Raw genomic sequence first — 16314 nt, forward strand, 5'->3', positions numbered from 1 at the left:
CGGGACGCGGGCGGACCCTCGGCACCGGGACGGATGTCACAGATCCGACACAGTGCACAAACAGGACCTGCGCCCCGATTTGTCCGTATTTGGCATCCTTTGGATGGCGATCGGAAGCGGTCGGTTCCCCGCCGATGTGGCTTTCTAACGCACATTTCCAGCCAAACAGCAGGTCAGGACTGTGATCTGGGCGACGCCTGCCCCCCGGGGACTGCGCGATCACTGGTCGGAGGCGTAGCCTTAATCCCCGCTGTCCAAACATCCCAAAAGGAAGCGGAAGAGGGCGGTTGCCGCCGTGTCGCCACAGTCCCCTGAACACCCCAACAGCTCGGCTAGCTCCACTGGCTTCGGCCCCAATGAGTGGCTCGTCGACGAGATCTACCAGCAGTACCTCCAGGACCCGAACTCGGTCGACCGAGCCTGGTGGGACTTTTTCGCCGACTACAAGCCCGGTACCGAGGTGACCCCAGTGACCCAGGCCGCGACCCAGGTCGGCGTGACGCCGACCCCCGCCGCCGCCCCCGCGCCCACCGCCGCTCCGGCCGTCCAGGCCCCCGCCGCCCCGGCCGCCCCCGCGCCGGCGCAGCAGGCCCCGACGGCTCCCGCGGCCCCGGTGGCGCCCGCGCCGCTCGCCGCCGCCCCGGCCGCGCCCCCGGCGCCCAAGGCCGCCGTCCCGGCGCCCGCGCCGGCCCCCGTGAGCGCGGGCCCCGAGCTGGTTCAGCTCCGCGGCCCGGCCAAGGCCGTCGCCACCAACATGGACGCCTCGCTGGAGGTGCCGACCGCCACCTCGGTCCGCGCCGTCCCGGCCAAGCTGCTGATCGACAACCGCATTGTCATCAACAACCACCTGCAGCGCGCCCGCGGTGGCAAGGTCTCCTTCACCCACCTGATCGGTTACGCCCTGGTCCAGGCCGTCAAGGCCTCCCCGGGCATGAACCACAGCTACAAGGTGGAGGACGGCAAGTCCTACCTGGTCAAGCCCGAGCACGTGAACCTCGGCCTGGCCATCGACCTGGTCAAGCCGAACGGCGACCGCCAGCTCGTCGTCGCGGCCATCAAGAAGGCCGAGACCCTCGACTTCTTCGGCTTCTGGCAGGCCTACGAGGACATCGTCCGCCGGGCCCGCGCCAACAAGCTGACCATGGACGACTTCACCGGCGTCACGGTCTCGCTGACCAACCCCGGCGGCATCGGCACCGTGCACTCCGTGCCGCGCCTGATGCAGAACCAGGGCACCATCGTCGGTGTCGGCGCCATGGAGTACCCGGCCGAGTTCCAGGGCTCCGCCCCGGAGACCCTGGCCCGCCTCGGCGTCTCCAAGATCATGACGCTGACCTCGACCTACGACCACCGCGTCATCCAGGGCGCGGCGTCGGGCGAGTTCCTGCGCACGATCCACCAGCTGCTGCTGGGGCAGAACGGCTTCTACGACGAGATCTTCGAGTCCCTCCGGATCCCGTACGAGCCCGTCCGCTGGGCCACCGACGTCGCCACCACGCACGACGACGAGGTCAACAAGACCGCCCGCGTCATCGAGCTGATCCACTCCTACCGGGTCCGCGGCCACCTCATGGCCGACACCGACCCGCTGGAGTACAAGCAGCGCAAGCACCCCGACCTGGACGTCACCACCCACGGCCTCACCCTGTGGGACCTGGAGCGCGAGTTCGCGGTCGGCGGCTTCGGCGGTCAGCGGATGATGAAGCTCCGCGACATCCTCGGCCTGCTGCGCAACACGTACTGCCGCACGGTCGGCATCGAGTACATGCACATCCAGGACCCGAAGCAGCGCAAGTGGCTGCAGGAGCGCCTGGAGAAGCCGTACACCAAGCCGGAGCGCGAGGAGCAGCTGCGCATCCTGCGCCGGCTGAACTCGGCCGAGGCCTTCGAGACCTTCCTGCAGACCAAGTACGTCGGGCAGAAGCGTTTCTCGCTGGAGGGCGGCGAGTCCCTCATCCCGCTGCTGGACGCCACCATCGACTCGGCGGCCGAGCACCGCCTGGACGAGGCCGTCATCGGCATGGCCCACCGCGGCCGCCTGAACGTGCTGGCCAACATCGTCGGCAAGCCGTACGGCAAGATCTTCGGCGAGTTCGAGGGCAACCTCGACCCGAAGTCGATGCACGGCTCCGGCGACGTGAAGTACCACCTCGGCTCCGAGGGCACCTTCACCGGCCTGGACGGCGAGACCATCAAGGTCTCGCTGGCCGCGAACCCCTCCCACCTGGAGGCCGTGGACCCGGTCGTCGAGGGCATCGCCCGCGCCAAGCAGGACATCCTGGACCAGGGCGGCACGACCTTCCCGGTGCTGCCGATCCAGATCCACGGCGACGCGGCCTTCGCCGGCCAGGGCGTCGTCGCGGAGACCCTGAACATGTCGCAGCTGCGCGGCTACCGCACCGGCGGCACCGTGCACGTCGTGGTGAACAACCAGGTCGGCTTCACCGCCGCCCCGGCCTCCAGCCGCTCCTCGATGTACTGCACCGACGTGGCCCGCATGATCGAGGCGCCGATCTTCCACGTGAACGGCGACGACCCGGAGGCCGTGGTCCGCGTCGCGCGGCTCGCCTTCGAGTTCCGTCAGGAGTTCCACAAGGACGTCGTGATCGACCTCATCTGCTACCGCCGCCGCGGTCACAACGAGGCCGACAACCCGTCGTTCACCCAGCCGCTGATGTACGACCTGATCGACAAGAAGCGCTCGGTGCGCAAGCTCTACACCGAGGGCCTGATCGGTCGCGGCGACATCACCATGGAAGAGGCGGAGCAGGCGCTCCAGGACTTCCAGGGCCAGCTGGAGAAGGTGTTCGCCGAGGTCCGCGACGCCGCCCAGGCCCCGGCCGCCGCCACCAACGGCAAGCCGGTCGCCGACTTCCCGGTCACCATCCGGACCGGCATCTCCCAGGAGATGGTCAAGCGGATCGCCGCCTCGCAGGTCAACCTGCCGGACTGGCTGACCGTCCACCCGCGACTGCTGCCGCAGCTGCAGCGCCGCGCCGCCTCGGTCGAGGACAACACCATCGACTGGGCGATGGGCGAGACCCTCGCCATCGGCTCGCTGCTCATGGAGGGCCACCCGGTCCGCCTGGCCGGCCAGGACAGCCGCCGCGGCACCTTCGGCCAGCGGCACGCCGTCCTGATCGACCGGACCACCGGCGAGGACTACACCCCGCTGCAGTACCTCACCGAGGACCAGGCCCGCTACACCGTGTACGACAGCCTGCTGTCCGAGTACGCGGCGATGGGCTTCGAGTACGGCTACTCGCTGACCCGCCCGAACGCGCTGGTCATGTGGGAGGCGCAGTTCGGCGACTTCGTCAACGGCGCGCAGACCATGGTGGACGAGTACATCGCCTCCGCCGAGCAGAAGTGGGGCCAGCACTCGGGCGTCACCCTGCTGCTGCCGCACGGCTACGAGGGCCAGGGACCGGACCACTCGTCCGCGCGCCCGGAGCGCTTCCTGCAGATGTGCGCGCAGGACAACATGACGGTCGCCATGCCGACCCTGCCGTCGAACTACTTCCACCTGCTGCGCTGGCAGGCGCACAACCCGCACCACAAGCCGCTGGTCGTCTTCACCCCGAAGTCGATGCTGCGTCTGAAGGCGGCGGCGAGTGCGACCGAGGAGTTCCTGTCCGGCTCGTTCCGCCCGGTCATCGGCGACACCACCGTCGACCCGGCGAACGTCCGCAAGGTCGTCATCACGGCCGGCAAGTTCTACTACGACGTGGAGGCGGCCCGCACCGAGCGCGGCATCACCGACACCGCGATCGTCCGGGTCGAGCGGCTCTACCCGCTGCCGGTGGCCGAGCTCCAGGAGGAGCTGGCCAAGTACGGCGACGACGTCCAGTTCGTCTGGGCGCAGGAGGAGCCGGCCAACCAGGGTGCCTGGCCGTTCATCGCGATGAACCTGGTCGACCACCTGCAGGTCGTCATCGGCCGCAGCGCCGACGGCCCGCGACTGCGCCGCGTCGCCCGCACCGCCTCCTCGGCCCCCGCGGTCGGCTCGGCCAAGCGCCACGGCGCCGAGCAGCAGGCGCTGCTGGAGGAGATCTTCACGATCTGACGCACCGGTTCCCACCGGACGTCCGCCGACACGGCAACGGCCCCCCGTCTCCCTGGATCCCAGGAAGGCGGGGGGCCGCCGTCGTTCCCGGGCGGCGACCGGCCCGGGCGAACCGGCGGGCCCGGACGAACCGTGGGCCCGGACGGCGGCGACCGGCCCGGACGGGCCGTGCCCGCGCCGTGTGCGAAGGTCCCAGCTCTGCAACCAAAGCGGCACCGGCCTGCGCGGCCGGCTGACGGGTCGATAGGTTATGCCTCGCCGGACCGTCGGCCGGGTGCCCGTCGTCGCGCCCACCGGCGGCGTCCGGTGGACCTCACCGCTCTCCCAGGGGGATCAGAACCGCATGACCGCCGACACGCCACGGGACGCCGCCGCCCCACCCCTCCCGCCGGTCTTCCAGCCGCTGCTTCCCGACGACCCCAGGGAGGTGGGCGGCTACCGGCTGTTCGCCCGGCTCGGGGCCGGCGGCATGGGCCGCGTCTACCTCTCCTACACGCCCGGCGGCCGGCCGGTGGCGCTGAAGGTGGTCCGCCCGGAGTTCGCCGAGGACGGCGAGTTCCGCCGCCGGTTCGCCCAGGAGGTCTCCAACGCCCAGCGCATCCACGGCCTCTACACCGCCCAGGTGATCGACTCCGGCGGTCTGGACTCGGACGCGCCGTGGCTGGTCACCGCCTACGTCCCCGGACCCTCGCTGCAGCAGGTGGTCCGCGAGAACGGCGCGCTGCCGGTGCGCACCGTGCTGCTGCTGATGGGCGGCATCGCCGAGGCGCTGCAGGCCATCCACAGCGTCGAGGTGGTCCACCGCGACCTCAAGCCGGCCAATGTGCTGGTGGCCGGCGACGGCCCGCGGGTGATCGACTTCGGCATCGCCCGGGCCGCCGACGCCACCGCCCTGACCGGCACCGGCTACCGGATCGGCTCGCCCGCCTTCATGTCGCCGGAGCAGGCCCAGGGCCGCCCGGTCACCCCGGCGACCGACGTGTTCGCGCTCGGCGCGCTGGCCGCGTACGTGGCCGGCGGCAGCGCGCCGTTCGGCGACGGCCCGGACACCGCCGTGCTCTACCGGGTGGTGCACGAGCAGCCCGACCTGGACGCCGTGCCGGCCGACCTGCGCGAGCTGGTCCTGCGCTGCCTGGCGAAGTCCCCGGAGGACCGGCCCCGGCCGGCCGAGATCATCGACGTCGCCCGCAACCACCCGAGCGTCGGCGGCCAGCTGCGCTTCGCCGACGACTGGCTGCCCCGCCAGGTCAACACCGAGATCACCCGCCGCTCCGACCTGCCGAAGACCCCGCCCACCCCGCTGCCGGCCGCGCCCCCGCCGCCGTCGGGACCGCCGTCCGGGTCGTCCCCGCTGACCCCGCTGACCCCGCCGCCGCCCGCCTCGGCACCCGCCACCCACGCGGCCACCACGCCGTCCTTCGGCCCGCCGCCGCCCGGCTTCGGCCCGGTGCGGCCGGACACCCCGCCGCCCGGCTTCGTCCCGCCGCCGCTCGGCGCGTACGGCGCCGCCCAGCCGCCCACCGAGGCCCCCACCGGCCCGCTGCTCGGCACTCCGCCCACCCTCCAGCTGCGGCAGGAGCCGCCCTCCTACGACACCCCACCACCCGGACCGGTGGTCACCGACAGCCCGGCGCCCCCGCCCGCGCAGGCCCGCAGCAAGGGCGGTGTCTCCTGGAAGGTGCTGCTGACCGTCGCCCTGGTGATGGCGGTCGGCGGTACGGCCGGCGGTGTCGCGCTGATGGCCAAGTTCAGCAAGGACGACGACAAGACCAACTCCGCCCACCAGTCGGGCTCGGGCTCGGGAGGCTCCCAGCCGGCCGCGCCGCCGGCCGGCGCCGCCACCGCGGCCGCGACCACCCCCGCGACCACGCCCGCGACCACCCCCACTCCGTCCGCGACCAAGTCCTCCGACTCCTCCTCCGGAGCGGTGACCTCGGCCCCGTCGGCCGCGGGCGGCCCCGGTGTGACCGCGCCGGCCCGGCCGACCGGCTACTCCCCGCTGCTGGCGCAGAAGCCGCTGTCGATCCCCGGCACCGACGCCTACTACGACTCCTACCGGATCGACCTGGACGCCGGGACGGTGGTGCCGCGCGGCACCGACCTCAAGTGGGGCCTGGGCCTGAACGCCACCGGCAGCAGCAGCAAGGCCAACTCCTTCGTCACCGCGGGCGACAACAAGTCGGACTTCGCGGTGATCACCGAGTCCACCGTGACGCCCGACCAGTGCGCCGTCGCGATCGACTCCCGGCCCGACACCGACCTGTCCTTCAACCGGGTCTCGCCGGGCCGCCTGCTGTGCATCCGGGACCGGGTCACCCGCAACATCGCCGTCGCGGTGATCGAGGTCGCCGACGTCACCACCGGCGCGGTGAAGCTCACCGTGAGCACCTGGCGCGCCAGCTGACCCGGTCTATCCTGACCAGGTCGAATCCCCACCGGACCGGAGCGAACCGTGTATTTCACCGACCGAGGCATCGAGGAGCTGGCGAGCCGGCGCGGCGACGAGGAGGTCACCTTCGAGTGGCTGGCCGAGCGCCTGCGCGAGTTCGTCGACCTCAACCCGGACTTCGAGGTCCCGGTGGAGCGGCTGGCCACCTGGCTGGCCAGGCTCGACGACGAGGACGACGAGTGACCTGGTGAAACGCTGGTCCCGAGGGCCCGGAGGCAACCGCCTCCGGGCCCTCTCGCATGCTCCCGTAGGGGCACGTCTCGGGGTTCGCTCCGGGTCGGCCTCGGGGTCGGACTCCCTTGACTTCGCCGTCACGCGATATATCGTCTTTGGAAGAGGACGCGATACATCGCGAGTCCAGTCAACGGGAGGCGGCAGAGATGAGCCAGTGGACGGTCGAAGGACCCGACAGGATCACCATCGAGGAGACGGTCCGCACGCTCCAGGTGCGGACCATCGACGGCACGGTCAACGTGGTCGCCGCCGAGGGCCCCGCCCGGCTGGAGGTCGCCGAACTCAAGGGCGAGCCGCTGCACGTCACCCTGGTCGACGGCGTCCTCACCGTCACCTACAAGGACCTCAGCAGCTGGAACGAGTTCGGCGACGTGCTCAAGTCGGTCGAGTCGGTGAAGGGCTTCTTCTCCTCCTTCAAGCGCAAGCGGACCGCCGCCGTCACCGTGACCGTCCCGGCCGGCACCGAGGTCAAGGTCGGCACCGTCTCGGCCGCGACGACGGTCTCCGGCTTCACCGAGCACGTCTCGACCCAGACCGCCAACGCCGACATCACCCTGGTCGGCCTGACCGGGCGGACCGACGCCAACACCGTCACCGGTGACGTGGACGCCCAGTCGGTGGCCGGGCAGCTGCGGCTGAACACCGTCTCCGGCCGGCTCACCGTGCTCGCCGGCACCGCCGAGCAGGTCAGCGCCAACGCCGTCACCGGCGCGGTCACCCTGGACCTCGCGGCCGCCACCCCCGCCCGGATCAAGGTCAACACGGTCAGCGGCGCGGTCGGCGTCCGGCTGCCCGCCCTGACCGGCACCAAGGTCGAGGCCGGCACCACCAGCGGCGACCTCTCCTCCGGCTTCGAGGAGCTCACCGTCGCCGGCAACTGGGGCACCAAGCGGCTCTCCGGCCAGCTGGGCGACGGCAGCGGCAGCCTCTCGGTCACCACCGTCTCCGGCGCGGTCACCGTGCTCCAGCGGCCGGAGGCCGAGGAGGACACCCGCGCCCCCCGGGAACTGTCCGCCCCCGACCTCACCGAGTCCGACACCCCCGGCACCGGCCCCGACCTCACCAAGGAGGCCTGACATGACCCCCGTCTTCGGCCACGGCCGGCTCCGGCTCTACCTGCTCAAGCTGCTCGACGAGTCCCCGCGCCACGGCTACGAGGTCATCCGCCTGCTGGAGGAGCGCTTCCAGGGCCTGTACGCGCCCTCCGCCGGCACCGTCTACCCGCGGCTCGCCAAGCTGGAGCAGGAGGGGCTGGTCGCCCACAGCACCGAGGGCGGTCGCAAGGTCTACCGGCTCACCGACGCCGGGCGCGCCGAACTCGCCACCCGGCAGGGCGAGCTGGACGAGCTGGAGCTGGAGATCCACGACTCGGTGACCCAGCTCGCCGGGGCGATCCGCGAGGACGTCCGGGACAGCGCCCAGGACCTGCGCGAGCAGCTCTGGGGCGCGGCGGCCGAGCAGGCCGGGCACGGCACCCCGGACGCCGGGGGGACGGGCCGGGAGAACGGCGGGAACCCGTGGGCCGGGCCGTGGGGCGACCAGGCCGCCTGGCAGCGCGCCAAGGAGGAGTTCGCCACCTTCAAGCGGCAGGCCAAGGAGCAGGCGAAGCGCGCCAAGGAGCAGGAGAATGCCGCCAAGGCCAAGGCGAAGGCCGCCGAGGAGGAGGCCCGCCGGCTGCGCGAGCAGTCCCGGGCGGCCCGGACCGCGGCCCAGCAGGAGGCGTTGCGGATCAAGCGGCGGGTGGAACAGCAGGTCCGCGAGCACGCGGCCCGCGGCGACTGGCCGACCGGGCTGGCCGAGGGGCTCTCGGAGCTGACCAAGGGCCTGGCCGGGCTGGCCGACGCGGCCCGCTGGGGACAGCCCGGGGAGTCCAAGGAGGACCCCGCCGCCGAGCGGGTCACGGTCACCCGGATCGACCTGGACAAGACCGACCTGGACGGGCCGCCCGACGCGGTCCCGGCCGATCTGCCCGGGTGGACCGCCGTCGACCCGGCCGGCGACCCGGCCCGGGAACTGGAGCGGCTGCTCGACCGCTTCCGGGACCAGGTGCGCGACGCGGCCAGGGACGGCGGGGTGACCCCCGCCCGGCTGGCCGAGGCGCGCGCCGTGCTCGGCACCGCCGGCGAGCGGCTGAGGCGTCTGCTCGACCGTTCCTGATCCGGCCCGCCCGGTGCCCGGCTCCCCGCACAGGGAGCCGGGCACCGGCGCGTCACGGGCCCACGGCGTGCCGGGCCCGCGCCGCCCGGCCGTCGGCGGCCCAAGGCGTCAGCGGCTCACGGCGTCAGTGGCTCACGGGGTCCCGCCGTCAGCGGCTCACGGCGTCAGCACGAGCTTGCCGAACACCTCGCCCTTGGCCAGCCGGGCGAGCGCCTCCGGCGCCCCGTCCAGCGGCAGCACCGAGTCGATCACCGGCCGGACCCCGGTGGTGGCGCAGAACGACAGCAGCCCGGCCAGCTCCTCCTTGGTCCCCATGGTCGAGCCGACCACCCGCAGCTCCAGGAAGAAGATCCGGTTGAGTTCGGCGGCCGCCGGGCTGGGTCCCGAGGTGGCCCCGGAGATGACGATCGTGCCGCCCGGCCGCAGCGACTTCACCGAGTGCGACCAGGTCGCGGCGCCGACCGTCTCCATCACCGCGTCCACCCGCTCGGGCAGCCTGGCCCCGCCCGGGAACACCGCGTCGGCGCCGAGCTCCAGCGCCCGGTCCCGCTTGGCCGCGTCCCGGCCGGTGACCCAGACCCGCAGGCCGGCCGCCTTGCCGAGCACCACCAGCGCGGTCGACACCCCGCCGCCGGCGCCCTGCACCAGCACGGTGTCACCGGGCTTCACCCCGGCGTTGGTGAACAGCATCCGGTAGGCCGTCAGCCAGGCCGTGGGCAGGCAGGCCGCCTCCTCGAAGGAGAGTCCGGCGGGCTTCGGCAGCAGGTTCCAGGTGGGGACGGCCACCTGCTGGGCGAAGGTGCCCTGATAGCGCTCGGTCAGGATCGAGCGCGGCTCGTCCGGGCCGACCCCGTGCCCGCTCTGGCCGATGACGGAGTGCAGGACCACCTCGTTGCCGTGCTCGTCGATGCCGGCGGCGTCGCAGCCGAGGATCATCGGAAGCTTCTCGGCGGGCAGCCCGACCCCGCGCAGCGACCAGAGGTCGTGGTGGTTCAGGCTGGCGGCCCGGACCGTGACCACGCTCCAGCCCGGCCGGGCCACGGGTTCGGGGCGTTCGCCCAGCTCCAGCCCGCTCAGCGGGTCGGCGGCGTCGATTCGTGCGGCATAGGCAGCAAACATGCACCGGACGATAGCCAGAACGCCCCCGGGCCCGGAACAACGCGTGAGTGTGACGCGTGTCCCGGGCCCGGGCGGGGTTCCGGTGCTCGGACCGGCTAGGGGTTGTCTGACAATTCGCGTCGCATCAGCGCGCGGCGTTGGGCGCCCGGCTGGGCGTGCCGCCGAAGCGTCCTCGTACTGGACGTACTTGGACGATTCGGCGGTGCGTCCAGGCGGGATGCCCGGCGTCGCGCGCGCGGCGGGAATTGTCAGACAACCCCTAGCGGCGGGCGACGCCCTCGGCCCGGGCGGCCTCGGCGACGGCCTTGCTGACGGCCGGGGCGACCCGCTCGTCGAACGGCGAGGGGATGACCTTCTGCGGCGTCAGCTCGTCGGCCACCACGCCGGCCAGCGCCTTGGCGGCGGCCAGCTTCATGCCCTCGGTGATCCGGGTGGCCCGGACCTGCAGCGCGCCGGCGAAGATGCCCGGGAACGCCAGCACGTTGTTGATCTGGTTCGGGAAGTCGCTGCGCCCGGTGGCCACCACGGCGGCGTACTTGTGCGCGACCTCGGGGTGGATCTCCGGGTTCGGGTTGGCCATGGCGAAGACGAACGCGCCCGGGGCCATGGTCGCGACGACCTCCTCCGGCACGGTGCCGCCGGAGACGCCGATGAAGACGTCGGCGCCGGCCATCGCGTCGGCCAGGGTGCCCTTGAGGCCGGTCCGGTTGGTCAGCCCGGCGATCTCCGCCTTGACGTCGGTCAGGTCCCCGCGGCCCTCGTGCACCACGCCCTTGCGGTCGCACACGGCCACGTCGCCGATGCCGGCCGCCAGCAGCATCTTGGCGATGGCGATGCCGGCCGCGCCGGCGCCGGAGATGACGGCGCGCAGCGAGCCGATCTCGCGGCCGGTCACCTCGGCCGCGTTCCAGAGCGCGGCGGTGGTGACGATCGCGGTGCCGTGCTGGTCGTCGTGGAAGACCGGGATGTCCAGGGCCTCCTGGAGCCGGCGCTCGATCTCGAAGCAGCGCGGGGCCGAGATGTCCTCCAGGTTGACGCCGCCGAAGGACGGGGCGAGCCGGACCACGGTCTCGACGATCTCGTCCACGTCGGTGCAGGCGAGCGCGATCGGCACGGCGTCCACGCCGCCGAACTGCTTGAACAGGATCGCCTTGCCCTCCATGACGGGGAGCGAGGCCTCGGGGCCGATGTCGCCGAGGCCCAGCACGGCGGTGCCGTCGGTGACCACGGCCACCGTGTTGGCCTTCCAGGTGTAGTCGTTCACGAGCTCGGGCTGCTCGGCGATGGCCGTGCAGACGCGGGCGACACCGGGGGTGTAGGCGAGGGACAGGTCGTCCGCGTCGCGCACCGGGACGGTCGCCCGGACCTCCATCTTGCCGCCGCGGTGGAGCGCGAACACGGCGTCGACCGGATCGTCGGTGTCCTGGGTACTGCTGTGGATGATCTCCGCTGCCACGATGACCTCTTCGTCATTGATCGAGCGAGGACACCCGGCCGACGGTGCGGACGACCCGGCCGGTCCCGGCATCCGGTGACCGGCGGCCGGTCAGCGGAACCCGGGAACGCCGAAGCACCCCCGGGGGAAGGCTGGGTCGGGGCGCCGCCGTCGGACGGGCGCCTCGAAATGAGGGTTTATGGAGTTGTCCGCGTGTGGTCCGCGCTGTGCTTCCGGGCCGAGCGTAGGTCGGACGAGGGCATCGCACCCATGCCTTTTCGTCCAAGTCACATGGTTGTCGTACGCCTCACGGCCACCTGTGGGCACCAGGAACCATGAGAACCGGACCCCGGCCGCGGCAATGGCGCACACGTACGCACACCCGCGGGAGTGAACACGGACACGGTGGGAGGCCGGTGCCGACGGATACGGAGTCGACGTTCTGGACTTCCGTTCCTGTGCACCCCGGGCCTGATTGCGGCCCGGCGGTCCGGTTCGAGCGTCGGGGGTCACCCGGTACCGAATTCTGACACACCCGCCCACGGACGCGGCAGGTCGGGATGGGAGGATCCGTTGTTCCGCCATCTCGCGTCCATCTCCGCGACGCCGCGGCGCCTCCCCCTCCCTCCCTCAGGAGCAACCGATGCACCACCGTGCCCAGTCCCACCGCCGGGCCCCCGCCGCGCTCGCCGTCGCCACCGCCGGAACCCTGCTGCTGACCGGCTGCGGCGGGGACGAGAAGGTCGCCGAGGACCCGCTCCAGCAGCTCCGGGCGAAGGTCCCGAGCGCCCAGCAGGCAGGCAAGGTGCTGCGGATCGGGATGGACGTCAACTACCCGCCGGTGGAGTTCCGCGGCTCCGACGGCAAGCCCGACGGCCTGGACCCGGACATCGCCGCGGCGCTCGGCCGGATCCTCGACCTGCGGATCGAGTACGTCGACACTCCCTTCGACAAGCTCGTACCGAATCTCCACCACAAGCAGTACGACGTGGCGATGTCCGCGCTCAGCGACATCCGCCAGCGCCGGGACGGCGTGGACGAGGCCGGCAAGTCGACCGGCCTCGCGGTGGACTTCGTGGACTACTTCATCGCCGGCACCTCGATCGTGGTGCCCAAGGGCAACCCCAAGGGCATCCGCGGCCTGGACGACCTCTGCGGCCGGACCGTCGCGGTGCAGAGCGGCACCACCCAGGACGAGATCGTCGCCCGCCAGGTCACCGCCTGCACCCGGGCCAACAAGCCGCTCACCGTCCACAAGTTCGACAACGACGCCAAGGCCCTGGCCGAGGTCGCCTCCGGCGCGGCGCAGGCGGGCCTGAACGACTTCCCGGTGGCCGCCTACGCGGCGAAGAACACCGACGGCGGCAACCGCTTCGAGGTGACCGGCGCGCAGTCCCGGTCCAACCCGTACGGGATAGCGCTGCGCAAGGAGGACACCGAGCTGCGCGACGTCCTGGCCAAGGCGATCGACCAGCTGATCCGCAGCGGCGAGTACGACAAGATCCTCGCCAAGTGGAACGTCACCGCCGGCGCGGCCCAGAACGCGGTGGTCAACGGAGGCATCTGAGCCAGGTCCGGGCAGGGGGTCGGGCGGGGGTCCGGGCCGCCGCGGAGCGGGCGCACGATCGGGCGAGTGCGCGGCCGGGCCTCCGGGCGGACCGCAGGGAGATCTGCATACTTATACGCAGGGTGACAGGGACACGGTATTCGTCCGAATAGCGGACAGCGCGGCCCCCCGTTATCCGATTTTGATCTGAATGAGGGCCACCCGAGCGTCATCAGATGGCAGGATTCCCCCCATCTCGGATCGAGCCGGCCACTGGTCGAGGCGGTTCGGTCAACGCCCACCTCGGCGGACGGTGGCGGAGAGCAGTACCCGGTACCACCTTGCGTGTTCTCCCTGCCCGGCCGTACAGCGCCGTACGGCTCTGCTGCTCCGGCGCGCCGCTCCCCCGTGGCACGCCCGTCCGACCTCTCCCTCAGGAGGAGATCCCCCATGATCGCCCGTACCCAGCGCACCCGCCTCCTCGCCTCCGCGGCGGTGCTCGCGTCCGCGTCGCTCGTGCTGACCGCCTGCGGCAGCAGCAAGTCCTCCTCCAGCGGCGGCAGCAGTGCGGCCAACCCCAGCGTCAGCGTCGCCGCCGTGTCCGCCGACCCCGCGCTCGCCGGGCTCGTCCCCGCCGACGTCAAGTCCTCCGGCAAGCTGATCGTCGCCGCCGACGCCTCCTACGCGCCCAACGAGTTCAAGGACGACAAGGGCAACATCGTCGGCCTCGACGTCGACCTGGCCAACGCGATCGCCAAGAAGCTCGGTCTCACCGCCGACGTGCAGAACGCCGACTTCACCTCGATCATCCCGGGCATCACGGCGAAGAAGTACCAGCTCGGCATGAGCTCCTTCACCGACACCAAGGAGCGCGAGCAGACCGTCGACATGGTCACCTACTTCACCGCGGGCAGCGCCGTCGCGGTCAAGAAGGGCAACCCGGACAAGATCGACCCCAAGGACCTCTGCGGCAAGAAGGTGGCCGTCCAGACCGGCACCACCCAGGCCCAGGAGATCACCGACGTCCGCAACCCGGAGTGCACCAAGGCCGGCAAGCCGACCATCCCCAACGACGGTGACAAGTTCACCCTCCAGACCGACGTCACCACCGCGCTGGTCTCCGGCCGCGACCAGGTGATGATGGCCGACTCCCCGGTCGTCGACTACGCGATCAAGCAGACCAACGGCCAGCTGGAGAAGCTCGGCGAGACCTACGACAGCGCGCCCTACGGCGTCGTCGTCGACAAGGGGTCCCCGCTCTCCCCCGCCGTCCAGGGCGCCGTCCAGTCGCTGATCGCCGACGGCACCTACAAGCAGATCCTGGCGAAGTGGGGCGTCGAGGCCGGCGCGATCGACAAGTCCGAGATCAACGCCGCCAAGAGCTGATCCTCCGCACCACCACACCCCCTGAGGCCCCAAGGTGAAATCTTCCGAGCAGGGGGCGGTGAAATCGGGACGGCCTGAGACCATCAAGGCCGTCCCGGTGCGCCACCCCGGACGCTGGGCCGGAGCAGTAGTCATCGTCGTCCTGGCGGCGATGCTGCTCCACGCCCTGATCTTCAACCCCGCGTTCCAGTGGGACGTCGTCAGAGACACGCTCACCAACGAGCAGATCATCCACGGAATCTGGGTGACGCTCGAGCTGACCGCCCTGTCCATGCTGATGGGCGTGGTCGGCGGCGTGCTCCTCGCGATCATGCGGCTCTCGCCGAACCCCCTGCTGTCGGGGACGGCCTGGTTCTACATCTGGATCTTCCGCGGCACCCCCGTGCTGGTGCAGCTGGTGTTCTGGAACTTCCTGGGCGCCCTGTGGCCGAACCTGTCGATCGGCATCCCGTTCGGGCCCGAGTTCTGGTCCGAGTCGACCAACACCCTGATCCCGACCTTCACCGCCGCCCTGCTGGGCCTCGGCCTCAACGAGGCGGCGTACATGGCGGAGATCGTCCGCGGCGGCATCCAGTCCGTCGACGAGGGCCAGACCGAGGCCGCCCACGCGCTGGGCATGAGCCGCGCGGCCACGCTGCGCCGGATCGTGCTCCCGCAGGCGATGCGGGTGATCATCCCGCCGACCGGCAACGAGACCATCTCGATGCTCAAGACCACCTCGCTGGTCCAGGTCATCTCGCTGGCCGAGCTGTTCACGGCCGGCCACGACATCTACTCGCGGACCTTCCAGACCATCCCGGTCCTGGTCGCCGTCAGCATCTACTACCTGCTCATGACCTCGATCCTCACCGTGGGGCAGTACTACATCGAGCGGCACTACGCTCGAGGTGCGAACCGGACCCTGCCGCCCACACCGATCCAGCGGCTGCGGCTGCTGTTCCGCGGCAGGCCCACCCCGAAGGCCAAGAACGACGTGGTCCCCGGACTCGAGGGAGGCGGCCACGTATGACCGACCTGACCAAGACCCCGGCCGAGGCCGGCAACGGCGGCCCGATGGTGAAGGCCGAGGGCGTGCACAAGTCCTACGGCCTGGTGGAGGTGCTCAAGGGCATCGACCTGCAGGTCGAGCAGAGTGAGGTGTTCTGCCTGGTCGGCCCGTCCGGCTCCGGCAAGTCCACCTTCCTGCGCTGCATCAACCACCTGGAGAAGATCAACGGCGGCCGCCTCTGGGTGGACGGCGAGATGGTCGGCTACCGGCAGCGCGGCGACAAGCTCTACGAGCTCAAGGACCGCGAGGTCGCGCTCAAGCGGCGGGACATCGGCATGGTGTTCCAGCGCTTCAACCTCTTCCCGCACATGACCGCGGTGGAGAACGTGATGGAGGCGCCGGTCCAGGTCAAGCGCGAGTCCAGGGCCGAGGCCAGGGAACGCTCGATGGCCCTGCTGGAGCGGGTCGGCCTGGCCGACAAGAGCGGGAACTACCCCTCCCAGCTCTCCGGCGGCCAGCAGCAGCGGGTGGCGATCGCCCGGGCGCTCGCGATGAAGCCCAAGCTGATGCTCTTCGACGAGCCGACCTCGGCGCTCGACCCCGAGCTGGTCGGCGAGGTGCTCGACGTCATGCGCGGGCTCGCCGAGGAGGGCATGACCATGATCGTGGTCACCCACGAGATGGGCTTCGCCCGCGAGGTCGGCGACGCGCTGGTGTTCATGGACGGCGGTGTGGTGGTCGAGTCCGGCACCCCCCGCGAGGTCCTCAGCAACCCGCAGCACGAGCGCACCCGCGCCTTCCTCTCCAAGGTGCTCTGAGCCCACCCTTTCGACGGCGCCCGGCAGGCCGATCCTGCCGGGCGCCGCGCTTTTCCCGCTTTCGCCCCGCGGGTAATAGGCTTAAGGCAATCAGCCCGTTACCGATCTCTGGAAGG

General features: G+C 71.5%; 11 protein-coding genes. 9 read left to right on the plus strand and 2 right to left on the minus strand.

The window, feature by feature from the left end; all coding sequences use genetic code 11:
* Positions 1-295: 295 nt before the first annotated feature.
* The 5 genes from BLU95_RS15710 (at position 296) to BLU95_RS15730 (ending at position 8906) form a co-directional block, all read left to right on the plus strand.
* On the plus strand, positions 296-4066 hold the full coding sequence (locus BLU95_RS15710) for a multifunctional oxoglutarate decarboxylase/oxoglutarate dehydrogenase thiamine pyrophosphate-binding subunit/dihydrolipoyllysine-residue succinyltransferase subunit (protein ID WP_093860568.1): 3771 nt from the start codon (positions 296-298) through the stop codon (positions 4064-4066).
* Positions 4067-4409: 343 nt separating this feature from the next.
* Positions 4410-6470 carry a serine/threonine-protein kinase gene (locus BLU95_RS44095; RefSeq protein ID WP_231978584.1) on the plus strand — a complete coding sequence of 687 codons (2061 nt, stop codon included), beginning with the start codon at positions 4410-4412 and terminating at the stop codon, positions 6468-6470.
* A gap of 48 nt (positions 6471-6518) precedes the next feature.
* Complete coding sequence (locus tag BLU95_RS15720) at positions 6519-6698, plus strand: DUF6104 family protein (RefSeq protein ID WP_030392846.1); 180 nt, start codon at positions 6519-6521, stop codon at positions 6696-6698.
* A gap of 197 nt (positions 6699-6895) precedes the next feature.
* A complete protein-coding gene (locus BLU95_RS15725) occupies positions 6896-7825 on the plus strand; it encodes a DUF4097 family beta strand repeat-containing protein (protein ID WP_093860569.1) in 930 nt (309 codons plus the stop codon).
* Position 7826: 1 nt separating this feature from the next.
* Positions 7827-8906 carry a PadR family transcriptional regulator gene (locus BLU95_RS15730; RefSeq protein ID WP_093860570.1) on the plus strand — a complete coding sequence of 360 codons (1080 nt, stop codon included), beginning with the start codon at positions 7827-7829 and terminating at the stop codon, positions 8904-8906.
* Positions 8907-9062: 156 nt separating this feature from the next.
* Here the strand turns inward: BLU95_RS15730 and BLU95_RS15735 are convergent, their stop codons facing one another.
* Together BLU95_RS15735 and BLU95_RS15740 are read right to left on the minus strand one after the other, a co-directional pair.
* Positions 9063-10025, minus strand: a complete 963-nt coding sequence (locus tag BLU95_RS15735) for a zinc-binding dehydrogenase (protein WP_093860571.1) — start codon at positions 10023-10025, stop codon at positions 9063-9065.
* A gap of 259 nt (positions 10026-10284) precedes the next feature.
* Entirely contained in the window at positions 10285-11481 is a 1197-nt protein-coding gene (locus BLU95_RS15740) for an NAD(P)-dependent malic enzyme (protein ID WP_093860572.1), read from the minus strand.
* Between the two features lie 622 nt (positions 11482-12103).
* Here BLU95_RS15740 and BLU95_RS15745 point away from each other — a divergent pair.
* From BLU95_RS15745 to BLU95_RS15760, 4 genes are all read left to right on the plus strand, one after another.
* Complete coding sequence (locus tag BLU95_RS15745) at positions 12104-13027, plus strand: ABC transporter substrate-binding protein (protein ID WP_093860573.1); 924 nt, start codon at positions 12104-12106, stop codon at positions 13025-13027.
* A 429-nt stretch (positions 13028-13456) separates the two neighbouring features.
* Entirely contained in the window at positions 13457-14392 is a 936-nt protein-coding gene (locus BLU95_RS15750) for an ABC transporter substrate-binding protein (RefSeq protein ID WP_093860574.1), read from the plus strand.
* Positions 14393-14450: 58 nt separating this feature from the next.
* Positions 14451-15401: an amino acid ABC transporter permease gene (locus BLU95_RS15755; RefSeq protein WP_231978585.1), complete on the plus strand. Its 951-nt coding sequence runs from the start codon at positions 14451-14453 to the stop codon at positions 15399-15401.
* Entirely contained in the window at positions 15398-16198 is an 801-nt protein-coding gene (locus BLU95_RS15760) for an amino acid ABC transporter ATP-binding protein (RefSeq protein ID WP_093860576.1), read from the plus strand. The genes BLU95_RS15755 and BLU95_RS15760 overlap by 4 nt, the downstream gene beginning before the upstream one ends.
* The last annotated feature ends 116 nt before the right edge of the window (positions 16199-16314 follow it).

The sequence above is a fragment of the Streptomyces sp. TLI_053 genome (genome assembly GCF_900105395.1).
Taxonomy (GTDB): Bacteria; Actinomycetota; Actinomycetes; order Streptomycetales; family Streptomycetaceae; genus Kitasatospora.